Genomic DNA, 22,594 nt, shown 5'->3' with positions numbered 1-22,594 from the left:
ACTGACCATCATTGATCCCTGCATTAAATGCAACAGATTTACAGGATTTACCAGTAATGACTTGAGATACAAGTTTTAACTTTTCCTCTGGTGTCCAATATTTATTTTGACTTTTGTGCCTTAAGACAGTAGGTCCATTAGCATCCTCAATTCTTGTCCATCTTCTAATTTGGTGTTGAAATTCTTCTTTGGTGATACCATCGGGAATATCTGGCAGAATTCCTTTCCGATACATTTCCACACATTTTCTTTTGAATTCATAACTATAACGCATAAAAATAACCCTCCTTACTGAACTTTACATTGTCCAGTAAAGAGGGTACATATCAAGTTTTCTCAATAACAGGGCTTTTTCTAATAAGTATTATGCTTTATGTATAACTTCTAATATTTCCTTAACTTGATTTTGTGTCAGTTGACCAGGAGCACTCTGTTTTTCCATTGTAGCAAAAGTTAAAACTGAGCCAAACACTTCCCCCATTAAGCGCGATACAACACCTAATTTTCCCATAGAAATTGTAATAACTGGTCTATCTGGATATTCATCTTTGATATCGCATGTAAATTTAAGTAATTTAACAACATCATTGGAATTCTGTGGCATAACAGCAATTTTTACCACATCAGCTTTTGTATTATTTAATTCTTCAAAAATATTCTTCAATACTTGTTCATTTGGTGTTTCATTGAATTCATGATGAGAAATAATTACTTTTTTTCCACTTTTTTGAATTCGTTGCACTTCAGCGTTCGCCAATTTCATAGAAAAACATTCCATATCAATAAAGTCAACTGTTTCTGATTCAACCGCCACGTTATATAATTTCATTAAATTTGTTTCATCTAATTCAATTTCTCCTCCTTGAGGCTTTGTTCTAACGGTATAAATAAATAACATATTCTCTGTATAATCTTTAACAGCCTCTAGAACGTCTTTAATTTCAGCAAGGCTATTATATTCCTCAAAGAAATCAACTCTCCACTCTACAGCTTCTGTATTGTTATTCATACATTCCTTTATAGTGGAAATAATATCTGCTTTTCCCCTTTCAACAATCGGTACACATATTATTGGCACCTCATGATTTCCCTTTAGTATTTTATCCATCAAGGCTTTTTTTACATCGTTCATACTGATTTATTCACTCCTTTTTATTTTAGGATATTATTTTACCAAATTTCTTTTATTGCATAAATTGAAATAAGCTAATAAGCCAGAAACTGTTTTAGAGTCTTGAATTTTACCAGAATATATTAAATCTTCTAGTTCTTCTCTAGTATACACCTCTACATCGATTTCTTCTTCTTCATCTAAATTTTGTTCCCCATTTAGGAAAATATTTTCTGCAAGATATACATCTATAAATTCATCACAAAAAGCAACTGTCGATTTTAATTTTAATAATGGTGAAATTTCATCTGAACTATATCCTGTTTCCTCTTCAAGCTCTCTTTTAGCAGTATAATATGTGTCTTCCGTCAAACTATCTCTGCATCCTGCTGGCAATTCAATCGTTTCTCTATCTAAGGCTGGACGGTATTGTCTGACTAAAAGTACATCACCATTTGGTAAAACTGGAACAACACAAGCAGCTCCCATTCTATGCGATACAAAATCCCATTTTTCTTTTTTTCCGTTATCTAATTCCATTGTGTCTGCATAAATATCTAAAATAGAACCTTTATACACCAATTCTCTATTTACTCTCTTTACTTTATAATCCTTCTTTTTATTCATTTTATCTTCCTCCTATATATCGTGTAAATAAGCATTTTAACTAATTTTATAATATAAAAATAAAATGCCAGTAGTCATGACAACTACTGGCATAAATTTCAAATTCTACTTTGCATAATCGGTAACTCTAGATTCACGAATAACATTAACTTTAATCTGTCCAGGATATTCTAATTCATCTTCAACCTGTTTTGAAATATCCCTAGCCATAAGTACCATATCTGCATCGCTAACTTGTTCAGGAACAACCATAATTCTAATCTCTCGACCTGCTTGAATTGCAAATGATTTCTCTACACCCTTATATCCGTTTGCGATATCCTCTAACTGTTTTAACCTATTAGAATATGTTTCTAATGTTTCACGTCTTGCACCTGGTCTAGCTGCGCTAATTGTATCAGCAGCTTGTACTAAACATGCAATCAATGATTCGGCCTCAACATCCCCATGATGAGCTTCTACCGCATTTATTACTAATGCTGACTCTTTGTATTTCTTACAAAGTTCAGCGCCTAACTGTACGTGAGATCCTTCCATCTCATGATCAACTGCTTTACCAATATCATGTAATAAACCAGCTCTCTTTGCTAAACGTACATCCTCTCCTACTTCTGAAGCTAATAGTCCTGCTAACTGAGCCACTTCAATCGAATGTTTCAAAGCATTTTGTCCATAACTTGTTCTAAACTTCATCTTACCAAGTAGTCGAACTAACTCTGGATGAATGCCATGAACACCAACTTCTAATACTGCACTTTCTCCAGCTTCATGAATCATTTGATTTACTTCTTTTTTAGCTTTTTCAACCATTTCTTCAATTCTTGCTGGATGAATTCGTCCATCTACAATTAACTTTTCTAAGGCAATTCTTGCAACTTCACGTCTGATAGGATCAAACGCTGATAATATTACAGCCTCTGGTGTATCATCGATAATTAAATCAACACCTGTCATTGTTTCTAAGGTTCTAATATTACGTCCCTCACGACCAATAATTCTACCTTTCATTTCATCATTAGGTAACTGAACAACAGAAATTGTTGTCTCAGCCACATGATCTGCTGCACATTTTTGAATTGCTGTTATAACATATTCTTTTGCCTTTTTTCCTGCTTCTTCTTTTGCTTGAGATTCCATTTCCTTGATAATCTTCGCAGTATCAAGTTTAACGTCCTCTTCGATGGTTTTTAAGAGATATTCTTTTGCTTGTTCAGAGGTTAATCCGGAGATTCTTTCAAGTTCCTGTATTCTTTGTTCATTTAGCTTAGCAATCTTTTCCTTTTGCTTTGCCAATTGTTCTTCCTTAGCGTTAAAACTCTGCTCGCGGTTTTCCATAGCTTCAAGCTTCTTGTCAAGGTTTTCTTCCTTTTGATTAATTCGTCTTTCATTTCTTGAAATTTCAGAACGTCTTTCCTTGATTTCTTTATCAAGTTCGTTCTTTGTACGAATTGATTCTTCCTTAACTTCAAGCATAGCCTCTCGTTTCTTCTCTTCTGCAGACTTAACTGCATTATCAATTATTTCACGAGCTTGCTCTTCAGCACGATTTAATGTTGAATCAGCTGAATTTTTTTGATGCCATGATGATACAAACCATACCAATGCTGCGGTAAGAACAAACGTCACGATACCCACTATAATCGTCGACACAGGAGCACCTCCCTTATTAAATTTTCATTGTACATATAACAAAATAAAACTTTCAATGTCATAACTTACAACACTTAAATTTTATCCTTTTTGTACACTTCTGTCAAGCAAATAGACTCTTTCAAAGCAAATTTTGTAGTTAATCATAATAAATATTATCTTTTTTCATCATTTTTAACACATTTGAGCTTTTAAATCCTTTTCTCATTAAAAAAGAATATACTCTATTAAATTCCTTAGCATCTGCCCCTTCTGGATTAAACTGTTTTTTTTCAAGCAATTTTTTTATTTGTTCCATTTCATTATCTTGATAATATTCCTCAAGAACATCATTAATAATTTCTCTGCCGACTCCCTTAGCTTGAAGATCACACTTTATTTTTTGTTTACTTCGTGTTTCATTATAAAACATGACATAATTTTGGGCATATCTCATATCATCTAAATAATGATAGCTATAAAGATAATTAATTGCTATATCTATGCATTCTTCAGGATACATATTTTTCTTAAGTTTATTCCTGATTTCGCATTCGGTTCTATCACACTTTTCTAAAAGATGCATCGCTCTTTTAGTTGCTCTCTTTCCCAGAAATTCTTCAAAAAAAACAACTTGTTGTTCTTCGTCTAATGTTTTTCCTTCTGAGAGCGAAAAAGCTTTAATATCCCCCTTATAGAGTTCCACAACGACACCATTATCAAATCTTACTTTATATTTCTTTTGAGAAACGGGCATTATCGACTCTACACTAATCTGATTCATTATTTATTATCCTTTACTGTAGTATCTTCAGCTGTTTTTTTATTTGAATCTTTTTTTTCTTTATTATCTGCTTGTTCTAATTCGTCTGATTCTTCCTCATCATTATTGAAATAATGTTCTCTAACCTTAGCTTCAATCATGTCTCTAAATTCAGGATTCTCTCTTAGGTATGTCTTGGCATTTTCTCTTCCTTGTCCAATTTTCTCACCTTCATATGAGTACCATGCTCCTGATTTTGTAATGATATCAATATTTGCGGCCAAATCAAGAATATCTCCTTCTTTAGAAATTCCTTGGCCAAACATTATATCAAATTCAGCTTCTTTAAATGGTGGTGCAACTTTATTTTTTACAATTTTAACTCTTGTGTGGTTACCTATAACTTCACCTGCTTGCTTTAATGTTTCAACTCTTCTAACATCTAAACGAACAGATGAATAAAATTTCAATGCACGTCCACCTGTTGTTGTCTCAGGATTTCCAAACATGATACCAACTTTTTCTCTTAATTGGTTAATAAAAATAACTGTACATTTTGATCTACTAATTACACCTGTTAATTTTCTTAAAGCCTGTGACATAAGTCTTGCCTGTAAACCAACGTGTGAATCACCCATATCTCCATCTATTTCAGCTTTAGGAACTAATGCAGCAACTGAATCGACGATTACTATATCAACTGCTCCTGAACGTACCATTGTCTCAGTGATTTCAAGAGCTTGTTCTCCGTTATCTGGTTGAGAAATATATAAATTATCTATATCAACACCAATGTTCTTAGCATAAGCTGGATCTAAAGCATGCTCTGCATCAATAAAGCCTGCAATACCACCACGTTTTTGAACTTCTGCAACGCAATGTAATGCAACCGTTGTTTTACCAGATGATTCTGGGCCATATACTTCGATAATTCTTCCCTTTGGAAGTCCTCCAACTCCTAATGCTATATCTAAACTTAAAGAACCAGTTGGAACTGCTTCTACATTCATGTTTGCAGCATTCTCACCTAGTTTCATAATAGAGCCTTTACCATATTGTTTTTCAATTTGTGAAATTGCGGCATCTAGTGCCTTTAATTTATCTTCTTTTGCCATTTTGCTTCTCCTTTTTTCAAACTAATGTTCGTTTTTAATATTATATTATTTTCTTGTTTCTGTCAAGTGTTTCTATGACCAAAATTGAACCCTTTATATTTCACCTTATATAAAATATAATCTATAAAATATAATCTATAAACTATAAACTATAAAATATAAAATATAAAATATAATCTATAAACTATAAACTACAAAATATAATTTATAAACTATAAAATACAAAATATAATTTATAAACCACGAAATACAAAACATGAAAAACTGATACCTTCAATTTAACTATTAATTTTTAACATTAATTATTTTATCATTTAATTTTCTATATTTTTACTTTGGAATTTAATTTAGAATTATAAATAAAAATAAGACTATTATATATCTAAGAATAAAAATAACTCATCTCGAAATGATTACATAAGTGATTAAACGATTCAAATTTTAAAATTAATTCTTAAATCAAAAATCACTTGACTTGTATCATAATATCGTGATTCTGATATTTTGTCAATATTTTTATTTACTTTCATCTACTCTTTTTATCACCATTTACTAGTATAACACATGTTCGTTTATTTTGCAAACATAAGTTTTTATTTAATAAAAAATAGCGATTCAGCCTAGACTTCCTCGCTATTTTTTTAAAGTTTTATTAATTTTGTACAGATATGGCAAAACAATTCTTGCCATATAACTTTTAATATATTTATAGAGCATAACAGCTTCCTTGCTCTATACACCCTATTATAAAGAATAAAATAGTTGCAAACATTATTATTTAGTTTTTAGAAAACTCTTCTAGAACTAAGCCTTCATTTCTATCTAATGTCATTCCAATGCTCCACTCATTAACGAATAGAAGTAATGGACGATCTTTCATATCTTTTACTTTTTTCATATCTGATGTACCAGATAAAGTATCCATATTAACTTCTTTCGGATTACCAATCCAACGAATATACTCATATGGTAATGTTTCTAATCTAATATCAACATTGTATTCATTCTTAAGTCTAAATTTAAGAACATCAAATTGAAGTACACCTACAACACCTACAATGATTTCTTCCATTCCACCTTTATATTCTTGGAAAATCTGAATGGCACCTTCTTGTGCAATTTGAGTTACACCTTTAACAAATTGTTTTCTCTTCATAGAATCTACTAATGAACATCTTGCAAAATGCTCAGGTGCAAAAGTTGGAATACCTTCAAAAGAAAATTTATCTTTTGCTGTTGTTAAAGTATCACCAATTGAATAAATACCAGGATCAAAAATACCTATAATATCTCCAGCATAAGCTTCTTCAACAATTTTTCTTTCATCCGCCATCATTTGTTGTGGTTGGGAAAGTTTAACCTTTTTATTTCCACCTTGAATATGTGTAACTTCCATTCCTGCATTAAATTTACCAGAACAAATTCTCATAAAAGCAATTCTATCTCTATGATTCTTATTCATATTAGCCTGAATTTTAAATACGAATGCTGAGAAATCTTCGTTAAATGGATCAATTAATCCTTTATCAGAATTTCTTGCTAATGGAGAATATGTCATATTTAAAAAGTGCTGTAAAAATGTTTCGACACCAAAGTTTGTTAATGCTGATCCAAAAAATACTGGTGAAAGCTCACCTTTTGATACTTTTTCAATATCAAATTCAGCACCGGCTCCATCTAATAATTCAATATCCTCAAGTAATTTTTCTTTAAATTCTTTTCCAATTTCCTCTTCAAGTGCTAGATCATCAATATCAATCTCTTTTTCTGTACCCTCTTTTGTACCTTTTAAAGTATCAGAGAAAGTCATCACTTTTCTAGTTTCACGATCATATACACCTTTAAACTGTTTTCCTGAACCAATTGGCCAGTTTACAGGACAAGTCTCTATTCCAAGTTCGTTTTCGATATCCTCTAACAAATCAAAAGTATCATTTGCATCTCTATCCATTTTGTTGATAAAAGTAAAAATTGGGATATGTCTCATAACACAAACTTTGAATAATTTTCTTGTTTGTGCCTCAACACCTTTGCTAGCATCAATAACCATTACTGCAGAATCTGCAGCCATAAGTGTACGATATGTGTCCTCCGAGAAATCTTGATGTCCTGGTGTATCAAGAATATTTATACAATATCCACCATAATTAAATTGTAAAACCGATGATGTAACTGAAATACCTCTTTGTTTTTCAATTTCCATCCAATCTGATACAGCATGTCTTGCTGTAGCCTTTCCTTTTACGGATCCAGCTAAATTAATAGCTCCTCCGTATAAAAGGAATTTCTCTGTCAATGTTGTTTTACCAGCATCTGGATGCGAGATTATGGCAAATGTTCTTCTTTTTTCAATTTCACTTCTTAAATTACTCACAATATCCTCCGAACCACATTTGATATTACTTATTTACTACATTCTTTCAGGAGCAGAAAAACCTAATACATCAATACACTTCTCTAATACATCTTTTGTAAGTAATAATAAAGCAATATATGATGTTTTAATTTTTTCATCTTCTTCAGCTAAAATTTTATTGTTGTGATAAAAACTATTAAATGCATTAGCTAATTCATAAATAAATGCACAAATTTTATGTGGAGCAACCTCCTCATATGCATTTTCCATTACAGCATTAAATTTAATAAGAGATAACATTAAATCTTTTTCAGATTTAGAATGAGCACCCATAATATTTGATGCACAATCTCTTGCATTTTTATTTTCTGCGTTATATTTAGATAAAATTGATTTAATACGTACAATTGTATATAAAATATATGGACCAGTATTTCCTTCAAAAGAAATAAATCTGTCTATATCGAAAATATAATCTTTACTTGCTTGATTTGATAAATCACCGTATTTAATTGCTGCAAGAGCAACTTCTTGAGCGATTTTCTTTGCATCATCTTCATTAAAGTCAATATCTTCTTTGTTCTTTTTGTTTTCAATGATTTTATTATACATTTGATCATTAATACTCTTTAAAAGATACTCTAAACGCATAACTCCACCTTCACGTGTTTTGAAAGGCTTACCATCTTTACCGTTCATAGTACCAAATCCTAAGAACTTAAGATCTGTTTCTGAAGGAACGATTCCTGTCTTTTTAGCACATCTGAATACTTGTGTAAAGTATAATTCTTGTCTCTTATCAACTACATAAATTAATTTTGATGGATTATAATCTTTCATTCTCCATACCATTGTAGCAAGATCAGTTGTATTATATAATGACGCACCATCTGATTTAAGAATCATACAAGGTGGAACTTCTTTAGTATCTGTTTCTTCTTTAACATCTACTACTAAAGCGCCATCACTTAAATAAGCGAATCCGTCATCTTTCATTTTTTTTACCATATCAGCAATGTATGGTTGAGCATCAGATTCACCTTTCCATAAATCAAAAGAAACATTTAATTTCTCATAATTTTTCTTTAAATCTGATACAGATACATCTAAAATATGTTTTAATAATGCTCTGTAGCCTCTTCTTCCATTTTGTAATTCAAAAGTTGCCTGCATAGCAGCTTCTTTGTATTCTGGATTTTCTTTTGATTTTCCACTAGCTGTTGGATAAATTTCTTCTAATTCTGAAATTGTAAAAGGTGGCTCTGTTGGATATTCACCATTATATGCCTCATCAAAATACACTAATTCTGGTTTACGAAGTTTTAGCTCAGTGATGATTAATCCCATCTGAAGTCCCCAGTCACCTAGGTGTACATCACCAATTACAGTATTACCCATAAATCTTGCTAAACGTTTAACACTTTCTCCGATAACAGCTGAACGAAGATGACCGACATGAAGAGGTTTAGCCACGTTTGGTCCGCCGTAATCAACCATAATTGTTGAAGGATTAGATACTTTATCACATCCTAATCTTTCTTCGTCTTGTTGCATTTTATTTAAATAATCTGCCAAATAATCATTATTTAATTTCAAATTCAAAAATCCTGGTTTAACGGACTCAACCTCAGAAAACATATTGTTTCCTTCTAATTTTTCCGCCACCTTATCTGCAATCATAAAAGGTGCACAATGATATTCTTTAGCTGCTGCCATTGCACCATTACATTGATATTCACATAAATCCGGTCTGTTAGATAATGTGACTTTACCATATTTTGAATCATAGCCAGCTTCAACAAAAGCTTTAACTACTTCTTCTGAAATTAAATCTATAATCTTAACCATTTTGGCCTCCTAATTTTTTGAATTTTTACATACTTTTCTTATTTTACTATACCTATAAAAGTATTGTCAACGAAAGAAATTTGATTTTAATTTTTATTTTTTATCTTTTAATATTAAAGCTCTATTTTATTTTCATCCCAATTCTTTTATTTGACCTAAAAAAAGTAAACGTTGCCAATAATTAGCAACGTTTACTTTACTACCATTAATTTATTTTGTCAAATCCAAACCTTTTTACCTATCCCATTTATCACACAATGCTTTTATCTGATCTGCAAACTTAGCTAAATCCTTATTTGCTACGCCTTCGTTTTTCACTATAACCGCCATTAAACGCTCACCCATTGCAACAAGTCTTGCAAATACTTGTGATGAATAAGAATGCTCTTTCTTCTTCTCGCTCGTTTTTGCTTTGATTTTCTGACCTTTTTTTACACATTCTCCCGTTATTAAATCATATGTATCACCACTATATGGTGCTATTGCATCAAGGCATACTTCTCGCTTGAGAGTATCTGCAAAAATATCTGTCACTTGATCTTGACCATGAACAATGAATACTTTTTTAGGACGCCCTTCATCAAAATGGCTAATCCATTCTACCAAATGTTTTTTATCAGCATGACCGCTTATGCCCGGCAAATTAAGTATTCTTGCTTTTACATCAATTTCTTCTCCAAACAATCTAACTTTTTGTACGCCATTTAGAAGGCTATATCCTAAAGTTCCTGGAACTTGATAACCTACAAAAACAATTGTCGATTCCTCACGCCATAAATTATGTTTCAAATGATGTCTTATTCGTCCCGCCTCACACATTCCTGATGCAGATATTATTACTTTAGGATTATCAATAAAATTTATTGCTTTTGAATCATCACTTGTCGTTGCAATCTTTAACTGTGGAAATTTAAGTGGATTTATACCTGAAAGTATTAAATTTCTCGCCACATCATTAAAACAATCAGCAACATTTTTATGAAAAATATTTGTTGCTTCAATTGCAAGTGGACTATCAATATATACTTCAAAATCTTGGTATTCTGGCAAAATATTTTCGGTTTTTACTCTTCTTAAAAAATACAATAATTCTTGTGTTCTACCAACAGCAAATGCAGGAATAACAACATTTCCACCTTTATCAAATGTATCTTTTATAACTTTAGCAAGTGCATATGCATAGTCAATTGAAATTTGATGATTTCTATTTCCGTAGGTAGATTCCATTACAACATAATCTGCAGATGTTATATATTCTGGATTTTTAATCAACGGCCTATTTCCGCTTCCGATATCCCCTGAAAAAACAATTTTTTTAGTGATAAATCTTTCATTTTCAAATAAATCTTGTACATATTTATTTTTATCTTCTTCTGTAATCCACATTTCTATTGATGAAGAACCTAATAAATGTCCTGCATCTATGAATCTTACTTCTAAGCCGTCCGTAATATGTATTTTTTCATTATATTCACATGGAACAAAAAAATCCATAACTCCAACAGCATCTTCTATTGTATACATTGGAATTACTCGCTCTTTACCAGCTCTTTTTGCTTTTCTATTTTTCCATTCTGCCTCAAATTCTTGAATATGCGCTGAATCTTTTAGCATAATATCACACAGTTCACATGTTGCCTTAGTAGCATAAATTTTACCCCTAAACCCATGATTATAAAGTAGTGGTAACAATCCCGAATGATCAATATGCGCATGTGTGACAAAAATATAATCAATTAAAGTCGCATTTACAGGAATTTCTTGATTGACATAAATATCTGGCCCCTGTTCCATTCCACAATCTACTAATATATTTATTCCATTAAAACTTATGTAATGACAACTTCCTGTTACTTCATGATCTGCACCTAGAAATTCTAGTAACATAAACATCCCCCTCCTTGGCAATGTATATTTCTTTATTTTGTATTTCGGAAGTTGTTTTTTTGAAAAATATGTATTTTTTGTTATATTTTTTAAATTTTGTATATATTAAAAATAAATATTATAATTTCAGATTAAATTTTGCTTAACAACAATAAAAACTCCAAAATATGCTTAACATATCTTGGAGTTTTGTGTTTTATTTTCTTGAACTTTTTAAAAAGTCTGGAATACTAATTTCAACTGGTGAAACAGTACTTTCTGGTTGACGTGGTCTCTGTAATGAACCATACATCGAATCTTGTGAATTATTATTGTATGTTTGTGTATTAGTTGGACGAACTGTTCCGACATTTCCTACTGAATCAGATCCAAAACCATAATTCATTCCGCCTGAATGTACTGGCTGTCGTGAAAATGTATTCTGTTGCTGAGCATATCTCATAAAACCATTTGTGTTAGCGTTAACATTGTTAGAAGCTGCCATACCTCCAACTCTTGCTCTATCCTCATCAACTTCTTCTAAGCCTGTAGCAATTACAGTGATAATAGTTTCATCTGCCATTGTTTCATCATACTTAGCACCAAAGATAATATTTGCATCACAGCCTGCAAGCTCCTCTACATATGTTGCTGCATCGTTTGCATCAACTAATGAGATATCACCAGAAATGTTAATAATTACGTGTGAAGCACCATTGATTGTTGTCTCTAATAATGGAGATGCAACAGCAAGTTTAACAGCTTCAATAGCTTTATCATCACCCTTAGCTGAACCGATACCAATATGAGCTAATCCTTTATCTTTCATTACAGTCTGAACATCTGCAAAATCTAAGTTAATTAATGATGGTACATTAATCAAATCTGTAATTCCCTGTACTGCCTGCTGTAAAACTTCATCTGCCTTCTTTAATGCATCTGGCATAGTTGTTCTTCTATCTACAATTTCTAATAATTTATCATTTGGAATTACAATCAATGTATCTACGCTATCTTTAAGTCTATCAATTCCACCTACGGCATTAATCATTCTCTGTTTAGCTTCAAATCTAAAAGGTTTAGTAACAACACCTACTGTAAGGATGCCTTGCTCTTTAGCAATTTTAGCAACTACTGGCGCAGCACCAGTACCTGTTCCACCGCCCATTCCGCATGTTACAAATACCATGTCAGCATTTTTAATTGCAGCTGTTAATTCTTCTGCACTTTCTTCTGCCGCTTTTTGTCCAATTTCAGGTTGTGCACCTGCTCCAAGACCTTTAGTTAATTTTTCTCCAATTTGAATTAATGTTGGTGCTTTGCATAATTGTAAGGCCTGAGAATCAGTGTTAACACCAATAAATTCTACACCTTCAATATTTTCATCTACCATTCTATTAACAGCATTATTACCAGCGCCACCTACACCAACTACTATTATTTTTGCGCTAGCATCTGTCTCAGTTTGTTTAATTTCAAGCAAAGTCCATCCTCCTCTTTCTCTCCCGTATTATAAATATGGATTCAGTTTCCACAATGTGAATAACGTTTGCTTACCCCTTATATTCAATAATAGAAACATCCATAGCGCCTGTTATTTTAATTTTCTTATAAAAACAAACACTTATATAAATAATAATATAATTTTTTTCAAAAATAATCAACAATAAATTGTTTATTTTGTCTAATTATTTCTTTCAAATAAACCGATAAATGTTACTGTGTTTTTTCAAAAATAATATTACTGTCACCGTAATTCCACTTTTCTAAGTGTAACACACCTTTAAGATTATTTAAAGACTTTAATATTTGACATAAACGTTCTATCTTTGGTGTATACTCTAATGTTTTACCTAATGGAACATCTATATCTTTATATTTTAAATTTGGTGTGTCTTCTTTCGAATATGAAATCAAATCTGGTGGAATCTTATATTTCTTCAATGATCTAGTCAACGCTAATAAGTCATCTAATTTTTTAGAAGAAACAGGTAATTTTTCATATTGAACAACTTTAGCACATGATAGTCCATCTACCTTTGGAACATTAGGAATTATCCTTTGAGATAACTCGACTACAATACCATCTTTATCAAAATACGCATTCGAATTTATTGCAGGAATATAAATGTATCCTAAAATTTCTTTTTCGGAAACATGGACTTTTAATGTTGTTGCATTAACCATATTTACTTCCATTTTGTCTACAAATGGAACAGCTTTAGTCTTTGTCATACGATATTTAAGGAACACATAAAGTGTATTCCAACTATTACCATCATTTAACACAACTTTTTTTATTTTTTCGTTGTCATATAAGGTATTTCCCTCAATTTCGACTTTTTTTAATTTAAAAGAAGAACACAAAACTATGAAAATAATAAGCAATACCATTGCAATACCAACAAATATTTTTAATGGTTTTGGTATTGCATTAAAATTTTTTTCTTTACTTTTAGCTTTACTTTTAGTACCTTCTTGTGATTCTTCTATGTTATCTATTGTTATATTCTCTAATGAAAAATCTTCTGCTTCCTCAAATCTTCGTTTTTTTTGCATAATCTAGATACCTCTTCTTTGAAATTAAATACTAAAACTTAATTCCTCTTGAAACTGATAAAACCAAGCCCATTTCTGCAATCAAAATAATTATTGATGTACCTCCATAGCTTACAAATGGCAATGTTACACCCGTATTTGGAATCATTTTAGTTACAACAGCTACATTTAGTACAACTTGTAATGAAATATGTGCCATTACACCTACAACAATAAGTGTTCCAAACATATCTGGTGCATTATTAGCTATAATCATCATTCGCCATATTAACAAAACAAATAATAAAAGCAAACAAATTGCGCCAAAAATACCTAATTCTTCGCATATAATTGAAAAAATCATATCATTTTGAGCCTCCGGTAAACGTCCCATTTTCTGCATACTTTTGCCTAATCCTTTTCCTAAGAAGCCACCGGAACAAATTGCATATAGACCTTGAAGTGTTTGTTCTCCTACTGGGCCAGCTGCTTTTTCAGGCGATAACCACGCTCTTATTCGACCACCTCTATAAGACTGTAACTTTATACCTACTATACCAAATATCAACAAGAGGCCACACGCCTCAAAATACGGTTTTACCCTTTTTATTACAACAAAAATCATTATCATTGCTATACCTACAACAATAATTGCTGTACTTAAGTTTGAAAACGTAAGTTCAAAAACAACTATTACTAGTGGAATCAAAGCCTTCATGATATAAACTAAATCTTTAGCTTCTTTAGCTGTTCGTTCTAAGAAATAAGCCATCCAAATAATGACACATACTTTAGCTATTTCTGAAGGTTGAATTGTAAAACTTCCAAATCCAATCCATCTTTTTGAACCATTACGTTCTATTCCAATTTTAGGTACATGTACAAGTAAACATAGAAATGTCGAAATACAAAAAAGAGGAAATGCCCATTTTCTTAATGATTTATAATTCATTTTTGCAACAAAGAACATCAAAATAAATCCTAAAATAATCGACCTAAGCTGTTTTTTCATATAAAACATTGGATCATTGAATTTATTCAATCCTGTATAATAACTCGTACTATAAAGCATTATCAACCCAAAACAAATTAAAAAAAACATTATAAACAAAAAATTATAATCCATATAATTTTTCTTGCTATTTGCTTTAATATTATCATTTATTCTGGATTTATATTTAGAATTTCTTGCCTTTTTGATTAGTTCTTCATCTGTCATTTTGCGTGTAGTTGATACGGTTCGAGTACTAACAATAGCTTTTGATTTTTCTCTTTTTTCTCTTGTATATGAGGCAGCCCTTTTACGGGCCGCCATTTTATTTTTTTTACTTTTTATACTCGCCATAACCATCCCCCTATAATTAGTCGCAGAAATTATTAACTAATTCTTTGAAAATTCTACCTCTTTCTTCATAATTAGCAAACATTCCCCAACTTGCACAAGCTGGAGATAATAATACTGCATCTCCACTTAATGCATTGTCATGGCAGTAATTTACTGCTTCTTCAAAAGTATCAAGTAAAACAACATCATTAAAATTATGCTTTTTAGCACAATCTGCAATCTTTTCTTTTGTTTGTCCAATAAGAACTAATTTTTTTACTTTTCCATCAAAGCTTTCGATCCATTCATCATATTCAGAATCTTTATCATATCCACCACCTATTAAGAATGTAGGGCGATTCATCGCTTGAATTCCTTTAATAGCTGCATCTGGATTTGTTCCCTTTGAATCGTTGTAATATTTAACACCACTTTTTTCTGTTACATATTCAATTCTGTGTTCTACAGCTTGGAATTTTTTTAATACTTCAATAACTTTTTCTTCTGGAACCCCCATAGATAATGCAACAGCACTTGCTGCCATAACATTCTCGTAATTATGAACACCTAATAAATTAAGCTCATCAACGTGTATAAATTTCTTGCTTTCACCATTTTGTGCAAAATAAATAACATCATTATCTAAGTAGAAACCATTATCTAATTTTCTTTGGCTGCTAAAATAAATCACTTTATTATTTAAAGTTTCACCAAATTTACGTAAAACTTCATCTTCGTAATTTAATACTGTAACATCATCTTCTTTTTGATTTTTAGTTATTGCTTCTTTAGCTTCTATGTAATTTTGCATAGTATGATGTCTATTTAAATGGTCCGGTGTAATATTTAAAATCGCAGTAACTTTAGGTGCAAATTCATGGATAGTTTCTAATTGAAAACTGCTAATCTCTGCAATTGTAACTGTTTTCTCTGTTGTATCCTTAGCCACTGAAGTATATGGAATACCGATATTTCCTACAACTTTAACGTCGCTATAATAATTTTTTAGAATTTCTCCTGTTAATGCAGTTGTTGTTGTTTTTCCATTTGTACCTGTTATTGCACCAACTAAACCTTTTGAAAAATAATATGCTAATTCAATTTCGCCCCAAATTTCGATACCATTATCTCTCATTTCATTTACAATTGGTAAATCTGTTGGTACACCTGGGCTTAAAACAGCTACATCAAAATCATTAATTTTACCTTCTAAATCGCCCAGTAAAATCGGAACATTTTTTAACTTTGGTGCTCTATCATATAATTTTTCTAAATCTAAATCTTTATTTCCATCAAACAATGTTGTTTGAACACCTTTTTCCATTAATAATTCTGTAGCAGCAATACCGCTAATACCAGTTCCAACTACTATTACTTTTTTATTTTCTAACTTCATTTTGACCTCCACATGATATAATTCAAATTTATTAAAAATGCCCATTTATTGAGCTTGTTCAGCTTGTTCTTGTGCAACCGCCTCTTCTTGTTTCTTCTTAGCTTCTTCTTGTTGTGCTTGGTTTTGTTCTTCACCGGTTTGTTGATTATCATCACCAACATCGGATGCTTCAACTGGTAAATCTGATGGCTGACTTTGTTGCTGTGGTGCTGATTTTGGAGCAATTGCACCATTTCCAACTACCGATTTATCAGCATTTCTGCCTGTTGGTTGTTCATCCATATATACACCTAGATAAGGTAATGCTTCTTTTAATATTTCTCTTGCAATATTTTGTGCATATGTACTGTGTGGCTGATTATCTGAATTTGGTTCATCTACAATACAATATATTATTACCTTAGGATTATTTTGTGGCACATAGCCCATAAAAGAAACTAAATAATTATGTTTTCCACGAGGTAATTTTTCTGCTGTACCAGTCTTACCCCCCATTGAATAACCATCTAATTTTGCTGTTGTTCCTGTTCCAGCATCAACTACGTGATATAAATATTCCTTTACTTGATCACTTGTAGATTTTGAAATTGTTTGTCTAAGTATACTATTATCATTCACCGATATAGTGTTATTTTTTGAATCAATAGTCCTTTTGACCATATGAGGTTGATAGTAACTTCCACCATTTATTATACTTGAAAAAGCAGAAATCATCTGTATCATTGTACAGTTATAGTTTTGTCCAAATGCATTAGTCGCCAAATCAACTGGTGTCATCTTATCTGCAGTTCTGATTAATCCCTTATTTCTAACTTCGCCAGGTAAATCAATACCAGTTTTTTGATACATTCCAAACGATTTCATATATTTTTCAAAACGTTCTTTGCCTATCAGATATGACATCTGCATCAATGAATCATTACAAGAATTCATTAAAGCTTGTTGTACAGTTTGAACACCATGATTACTTTCACATCTGATTTTAGTTTTTCCAAAAAATTCTCCACCATCGCAATAAAATGTCATATCTCTTTTTACTGTACCTGTTTCTAAACCAGTTGCAACTGTTAATGGTTTCTGAATAGAACCAGGTTCATAAGTATAATTCACGCAGAAATTTTGCCACAATTTATTTAAATTATCCATCTTAGTCTCATCTGACATAGCATTTATTTCATCTTGGCTATAATATGCAGATAAATCTCTTGGATTATTTAAATCAAAATTTGGATAGCTAGCCATTGCTAAAACTTCTCCGTTATTAGGATTCATCATAATTACTGCAGTATGTTTACTACCTGTTCCTGGACGTGCATTATTAGCATATGCATCATTAAACTCTTTTATTTTTCTTTCAACAATTAACTGTAAATTCAAATCTAAAGTTGTTACAATTGATTTGCCTTCTTTGGGTTCTATAATAGACTTTTCTATATTACTAGCTGATTTAAGATAACCATATTCTCTACCATTAATACCATTTAAAGTACTATTATATTGATTTTCTAAACCTATCGTACCAACGTTACCTGATGACGCAAATCCAATAACAGAACTTGCTAATGAACCATATGGATATTTTCTTTGATAATGTTTTTCAAACCATATACCTTTTATAAATTTTTTGTTTTTTGAATTCTTTTTTAATTGCTCAAAAGCATCTTTTTTATCCTTAGGCTGCTTTTTCAACAATACAACATATCTGCTATTTTTCTTTTCCGACAAAATCTGTTTAACTTTATTTTCATCAACTTCATTAAATGCTGTCTTCAAGACTTTTAATGTATTATTTTTTGTTTTTTTATTTGAATTTATAATAGTACAATCCATTATAACACTATAAACAGGCTCACTAGTTGCAAGAATTGTTCCATTTCGATCAAGTATATCACCACGTCTAAACGGAATAACCCTACTACCATAAGCCTGTTGGTCTAGTACTATTTTTTCATATTCATTTTTATTTCTAATATTAAGATACGTTATCATAACAATCAAGATTACAAAAACAATCATGAGTATACCAAACAATAGAATAAGTTTTTTTCTCATCTTTTTATTAAATTTTGGTCTTACTCGTCTTCTTCTAACTCTTCTAGCCACTTTTAAATCTCCTATTTTTCCGGTATTTCACTATATTGATTCATATAATTACTTGATTCTACTGAATATGTAATTATTTGATCTGGTCGAGCATTTTTCATTCCCAACTGATTTATAGCAACATCTTTAATATGATTTAAATCAACAGAAGATTCTATTCTTTTTAGTTTTTCATCATTATCCACTTTTAGATCATTGTATGTTCTTTGTAGTTTAGTCACTTCTCTTTTATTGCTATTCATTTTAACCTGTTCTTGAACATAAAAAGTAGTGAATATTGTACCACATAATACACACACTGCTAAAAACATTACATACGAAGCACTCATGAACATTGCTTTTTCGCGGTTTCTTCTTACCGCATTCTTTCTAATTCGCTTCCTACGATTTTCTTCTCGTTTTCTCCTTCTTTCTTCATTTGGATCATAAGCAGGTGATACCCTTCTTACAGCACTTCCCTCAACCGCATATTTTTGTGAAAAACGATTATTTGTTTTATTCGCTTTGTAAGTATTAACTCTTCTCTTCTCCATATTATCTACTCCTTTTTAATCAGAGACTTACGTCTTTTACTCCCCCATTTATATTTATTGTAATAATAAACTAATTAATTGTCGATTTTGTGAAAAACTCTTAGTTTTGCACTTCTTGATCTTGAATTTTCTTCCAATTCCTGTTCTGATGGTAGAATTGGTTTTCTTGAAATAACTTTTCCTTTTGATTTATTTTTACAAACGCAAACTGGAAATTCTCTTGGACAAGTACATGGATTTTCATTCTTTTTAAAAGCAGATTTAACAATTCTATCCTCTAAAGAATGAAAAGTTATAATGCAAATTCTTCCGTCATCATTTAACAAATCTATCATATCATCTAGATTATTCTTTAACACATCTAATTCATGATTAAGTTCAATTCTTATTGCCTGATATGTTCTCTTTGATGGATGTCCGCCTGTCTTTTGAATTTTCTTAGGAATTGCTGCGCTTATAATCTCATTAAGTTCACCAGTTGTCTCAATTGGTTTTTCTTGCCTAGCTGCACAAATATGTTTTGCGATATTTTTAGCAAATCGATCTTCTCCATAATCTTTAATGATTCTAAACAATTCTTTTTCGCTATAATCATTTACGATATCTCTTGCTGTCAATTGCTGTCTATCATCCATTCTCATGTCTAATGGAGCATCTTCAACTCTGTAAGTAAAACCCCTTTCTGGTGTATCTAATTGATATGATGAAACACCTAAATCAAGCACTATTCCGTCAACTTTAGTAATACCAATGTTTGCTAATACATTTTTCATATTAGAATAATTACTTCTTATAATGGTTACAATATCTTTATAATCAGCTAATCTTTCACTAGCTGCATTAATAGCAGCTTGATCTTGATCTATACCGATTAGTCTTCCATTTTTACCTAATTTTTTACAAATTTCTAGCGAATGACCCCCGCCACCAAGTGTACCATCAACATAGATTCCATCTGGTTTAATATCTAAATTTTCAATTGTTTCATTTAATAAAACGGAATAATGTTTAAATTCCATTCTTGACCTCTTTTCTATATATCTTATTTAAATTGCTTCTTTTGTATTTGTTGTTTCTATGTATTTATTGTTTATTTCTATTTTGTTATATCTGTTCTTTATAGCTATTGTTTATTTCTATTTTGTTGCTATTTATCTTTGTATTTATCTTTATATTGAAAGACCAAGTTCAGCCATCTGTTCTGCCACTTCATCCATATCTTCATAGTCATTATCTTCTTGCCATCTATCTTTATCCCACACTTCAACACGAGTCAACACTCCAACAGAAACAACATCCTTTGTAAGTTGAGCATATTCTCGCAAACTATTTGGCACTAGAATTCTTCCCTGCTTATCCACTTCACACATTGCAGCTGATGCAAAGAAAAATCTTGTAAATTTTCTAGCTCCTTTAGTAGTTAGTGGTACTTGGCGAAACTTCTCTTCTATGTTCTTCCACTCTTCAACAGAATAGATAAATAAACATCCATCTAATCCCTTAGTGACTACGAACGAATTGCCCAACTGTTCTCTAAATTTGGCTGGTACTATCATTCTGCCTTTCGAATCAATTGTATGGCTATATTCGCCCATGAACATAAGTCTCACCTCGCTTTACCTAGAACTTTCTAAATATTAGTTCGGTTATTTCAGGTATTATTTTACCACTTTCTACCACTTTCTGTAAACATTATACCACTTTTCACCACTTTTTAATATATTTTATTAATTTTTTTTAAACAACTAAAAAAGCACCCTTGTAATTTAAGGATGCTTTTGTATGTTTTATATAATTTTTACGATTCAACTTCTACTGTTTTATCTTTTTTAAAATAAATCATATAAACATTTATTGCTATAGATGCAACAACTAATAAAGCTGCTATAAACATAGAAACTGGATATTTTACGTATGGAATCAAAAGTTGATCTGTTCTCAACGATTCAATCCAAAATCTTCCTATGCCGTATCCTAACAAATATAATAAGAAAATCTGTCCATCAAATTTTTTATGTTTAAAAAACAACAATAAAAGAATTAATAAACATAAATTCCATAAAGATTCATACAAGAAAGTTGGATGAACTTGTATATAAACTTCACCTTCATTTGTAACTGTATGGGCTAGCATTTTTTTCGTAACATCAGAACTTCTAACTGCATCAAGTGGTAATTGCATAGCGAAGATACTATCTGTATATTCACCAAATGCTTCTCTATTAAAGAAATTGCCCCATCTTCCAATCACTTGGCCTAAGATTAATCCTAGCCCCGCTGTATCGCACATCAACGGAAAAGATAATTTTTTTACTTTTGTATATACAAATGTGGTAATAATTGCAGCGATAACTCCGCCATAAATAGCCAATCCACCATTTCTAATATTAAAGATACTTAACAAATCGTCCTTATAAATATCCCATCTAAATATAACATAATAGAGTCTAGCTCCAATAATTGAACAAATTATTGCATAAATTGATAAATCATAATAATTATCAGGATTTTGTCCTGTTTTTTTAGCCATGTAACATGCTAATGTTATTCCTGCTAACATTCCAATAACAATAACTATTCCATAATATGCAATAGTAAAACCTTTAATATCAATCATTCTGCCAACTCCACTAAACCATATGTGAAGATGTGGAAAAATAATATTTTGATTCAATTTTAACCCTCTTTTCTTTGTATCATACTAAATTCCCAAAATATATTTCTTCTCTAGTTAATTATTAATAAAGTAATGAGCCTGTGCTATATAATTTATTTTCTACTTGTGCTCTTTGTGCTAAAATAAGCATCTTTTTAGCCACAAGATAATTAACAACCACAATAAACTCAATATCACAATATATTCCTGCCTCTTGCTTTGCATACAACTCATGCATTTTCTTTATTTCATCAAAAACTTCTTCAACATTTTGTGCTCTAATTATTTCTGGCAAAATGTTATATGCATGCTCTGTTTTTAAATATCGTCTTAGCATTTGTTTTAAAGTTTCTTCATATTCGCAATGTTCCTTCATATTTCCTTCAAAGAAATCATTATGTGGCAATGTAAAATAATCTGCTACATAATGGTTTACTTCCCCTAACATCATTGCTCTTTTTCTATCTGAAATCTTATTATTAAATACTAAATCTTTTGCAAATTGCTCTAAATCATCTATTGTCCCTTTAAATTCATGTCTCTTATATATAAATGAAATTCTTAAATCTGGCAAAATATTTCCAAATCTATAAGCCATTTTATATTTACTGATAAACGAATCTGAACTTGTTTTAATTAAAAAATTAGACAATGCTAAATGTGATTTTTTACGCAATCTATTTCTCCTTCCAAATTACATACAAAATATTTATTAACCTAACAAACTAT

At 30.9% G+C, this 22,594-nt stretch carries 18 protein-coding genes and 1 pseudogene; all 19 read right to left on the bottom strand.

Annotated elements, in window-relative coordinates; genetic code table 11:
• A pseudogene (locus BMY79_RS08815) lies at positions 1 to 241 on the bottom strand (helix-turn-helix domain-containing protein); the annotation flags it as partial.
• A 123-nt stretch (positions 242 to 364) separates the two neighbouring features.
• Entirely contained in the window at positions 365 to 1,132 is a 768-nt protein-coding gene (gene aroD / locus BMY79_RS08810; RefSeq protein ID WP_022750437.1) for a type I 3-dehydroquinate dehydratase, read from the bottom strand.
• Positions 1,133 to 1,165: 33 nt separating this feature from the next.
• Positions 1,166 to 1,738 (bottom strand): NUDIX hydrolase, encoded by a 573-nt coding sequence (locus BMY79_RS08805; protein ID WP_022750438.1) that lies wholly within the window; start codon positions 1,736 to 1,738, stop codon positions 1,166 to 1,168.
• A 105-nt stretch (positions 1,739 to 1,843) separates the two neighbouring features.
• Positions 1,844 to 3,388: a ribonuclease Y gene (rny, locus tag BMY79_RS08800; RefSeq protein ID WP_022750439.1), complete on the bottom strand. Its 1,545-nt coding sequence runs from the start codon at positions 3,386 to 3,388 to the stop codon at positions 1,844 to 1,846.
• A 139-nt stretch (positions 3,389 to 3,527) separates the two neighbouring features.
• Complete coding sequence (locus tag BMY79_RS08795; protein WP_022750441.1) at positions 3,528 to 4,151, bottom strand: regulatory protein RecX; 624 nt, start codon at positions 4,149 to 4,151, stop codon at positions 3,528 to 3,530.
• Positions 4,151 to 5,245, bottom strand: a complete 1,095-nt coding sequence (gene recA / locus BMY79_RS08790) for a recombinase RecA (protein WP_022750442.1) — start codon at positions 5,243 to 5,245, stop codon at positions 4,151 to 4,153. Before recA ends, BMY79_RS08795 begins: the two co-directional genes overlap by 1 nt.
• A 778-nt stretch (positions 5,246 to 6,023) precedes the next feature.
• Positions 6,024 to 7,619 carry a peptide chain release factor 3 gene (locus BMY79_RS08785; RefSeq protein ID WP_022748399.1) on the bottom strand — a complete coding sequence of 532 codons (1,596 nt, stop codon included), beginning with the start codon at positions 7,617 to 7,619 and terminating at the stop codon, positions 6,024 to 6,026.
• A 36-nt stretch (positions 7,620 to 7,655) separates the two neighbouring features.
• On the bottom strand, positions 7,656 to 9,449 hold the full coding sequence (gene argS / locus BMY79_RS08780) for an arginine--tRNA ligase (RefSeq protein WP_074730786.1): 1,794 nt from the start codon (positions 9,447 to 9,449) through the stop codon (positions 7,656 to 7,658).
• Between the two features lie 234 nt (positions 9,450 to 9,683).
• Positions 9,684 to 11,336, bottom strand: coding sequence for an MBL fold metallo-hydrolase RNA specificity domain-containing protein (locus BMY79_RS08775; protein WP_074730785.1), 1,653 nt, complete (start codon positions 11,334 to 11,336; stop codon positions 9,684 to 9,686).
• 196 nt (positions 11,337 to 11,532) lie between these two features.
• Positions 11,533 to 12,798, bottom strand: coding sequence for a cell division protein FtsZ (ftsZ, locus tag BMY79_RS08770; protein ID WP_074730784.1), 1,266 nt, complete (start codon positions 12,796 to 12,798; stop codon positions 11,533 to 11,535).
• A 233-nt stretch (positions 12,799 to 13,031) separates the two neighbouring features.
• The gene (locus tag BMY79_RS08765; protein WP_051532854.1) at positions 13,032 to 13,874 is read right to left on the bottom strand and encodes a cell division protein FtsQ/DivIB; all 843 of its coding nucleotides are present in this window, start codon (positions 13,872 to 13,874) and stop codon (positions 13,032 to 13,034) included.
• A gap of 31 nt (positions 13,875 to 13,905) precedes the next feature.
• Positions 13,906 to 15,198, bottom strand: coding sequence for a putative lipid II flippase FtsW (gene ftsW / locus BMY79_RS08760; RefSeq protein WP_242941492.1), 1,293 nt, complete (start codon positions 15,196 to 15,198; stop codon positions 13,906 to 13,908).
• A 16-nt stretch (positions 15,199 to 15,214) separates the two neighbouring features.
• A complete protein-coding gene (murD, locus tag BMY79_RS08755; protein ID WP_022748391.1) occupies positions 15,215 to 16,573 on the bottom strand; it encodes a UDP-N-acetylmuramoyl-L-alanine--D-glutamate ligase in 1,359 nt (452 codons plus the stop codon).
• A gap of 45 nt (positions 16,574 to 16,618) precedes the next feature.
• The gene (locus tag BMY79_RS08750; protein WP_022748389.1) at positions 16,619 to 18,676 is read right to left on the bottom strand and encodes a peptidoglycan D,D-transpeptidase FtsI family protein; all 2,058 of its coding nucleotides are present in this window, start codon (positions 18,674 to 18,676) and stop codon (positions 16,619 to 16,621) included.
• An 11-nt stretch (positions 18,677 to 18,687) separates the two neighbouring features.
• Positions 18,688 to 19,209 (bottom strand): hypothetical protein, encoded by a 522-nt coding sequence (locus BMY79_RS08745; protein WP_027422364.1) that lies wholly within the window; start codon positions 19,207 to 19,209, stop codon positions 18,688 to 18,690.
• A 74-nt stretch (positions 19,210 to 19,283) separates the two neighbouring features.
• Positions 19,284 to 20,228: a 16S rRNA (cytosine(1402)-N(4))-methyltransferase RsmH gene (gene rsmH / locus BMY79_RS08740; protein WP_027422363.1), complete on the bottom strand. Its 945-nt coding sequence runs from the start codon at positions 20,226 to 20,228 to the stop codon at positions 19,284 to 19,286.
• A gap of 150 nt (positions 20,229 to 20,378) precedes the next feature.
• On the bottom strand, positions 20,379 to 20,810 hold the full coding sequence (gene mraZ, locus BMY79_RS08735; RefSeq protein ID WP_022748385.1) for a division/cell wall cluster transcriptional repressor MraZ: 432 nt from the start codon (positions 20,808 to 20,810) through the stop codon (positions 20,379 to 20,381).
• Between the two features lie 197 nt (positions 20,811 to 21,007).
• Positions 21,008 to 21,883, bottom strand: a complete 876-nt coding sequence (gene lgt, locus BMY79_RS08730; protein ID WP_027422362.1) for a prolipoprotein diacylglyceryl transferase — start codon at positions 21,881 to 21,883, stop codon at positions 21,008 to 21,010.
• Positions 21,884 to 21,947: 64 nt separating this feature from the next.
• A complete protein-coding gene (locus BMY79_RS08725) occupies positions 21,948 to 22,541 on the bottom strand; it encodes a zinc dependent phospholipase C family protein (RefSeq protein ID WP_022748383.1) in 594 nt (197 codons plus the stop codon).
• Positions 22,542 to 22,594: the final 53 nt, after the last annotated feature.

This window comes from Lachnobacterium bovis (assembly GCF_900111325.1).
Taxonomy (GTDB): domain Bacteria; phylum Bacillota; class Clostridia; order Lachnospirales; family Lachnospiraceae; genus Roseburia; species Roseburia bovis_A.
The sequence above is the reverse complement of the archived record's forward strand: the minus strand, read 5'-3'. Positions and strand labels throughout refer to the sequence as shown.

Bases quoted from the DNA above. Each gene is read 5' to 3' on its own strand.
- BMY79_RS08765 (WP_051532854.1), bottom strand. From the start codon at position 13,874: ATGCAAAAAAAACGAAGATTTGAGGAAGCAGAAGATTTTTCATTAGAG.
- ftsW (WP_242941492.1), bottom strand. From the start codon at position 15,198: ATGGCGAGTATAAAAAGTAAAAAAAATAAAATGGCGGCCCGTAAAAGG.
- rsmH (WP_027422363.1), bottom strand. From the start codon at position 20,228: ATGGAATTTAAACATTATTCCGTTTTATTAAATGAAACAATTGAAAAT.
- BMY79_RS08805 (WP_022750438.1), bottom strand. From the start codon at position 1,738: ATGAATAAAAAGAAGGATTATAAAGTAAAGAGAGTAAATAGAGAATTG.
- BMY79_RS08775 (WP_074730785.1), bottom strand. From the start codon at position 11,336: ATGTTACTAGAATTTCTAGGTGCAGATCATGAAGTAACAGGAAGTTGT.
- aroD (WP_022750437.1), bottom strand. From the start codon at position 1,132: ATGAACGATGTAAAAAAAGCCTTGATGGATAAAATACTAAAGGGAAAT.
- argS (WP_074730786.1), bottom strand. From the start codon at position 9,449: ATGGTTAAGATTATAGATTTAATTTCAGAAGAAGTAGTTAAAGCTTTT.
- murD (WP_022748391.1), bottom strand. From the start codon at position 16,573: ATGAAGTTAGAAAATAAAAAAGTAATAGTAGTTGGAACTGGTATTAGC.
- mraZ (WP_022748385.1), bottom strand. From the start codon at position 20,810: ATGTTCATGGGCGAATATAGCCATACAATTGATTCGAAAGGCAGAATG.
- recA (WP_022750442.1), bottom strand. From the start codon at position 5,245: ATGGCAAAAGAAGATAAATTAAAGGCACTAGATGCCGCAATTTCACAA.
- BMY79_RS08795 (WP_022750441.1), bottom strand. From the start codon at position 4,151: ATGAATCAGATTAGTGTAGAGTCGATAATGCCCGTTTCTCAAAAGAAA.
- BMY79_RS08745 (WP_027422364.1), bottom strand. From the start codon at position 19,209: ATGGAGAAGAGAAGAGTTAATACTTACAAAGCGAATAAAACAAATAAT.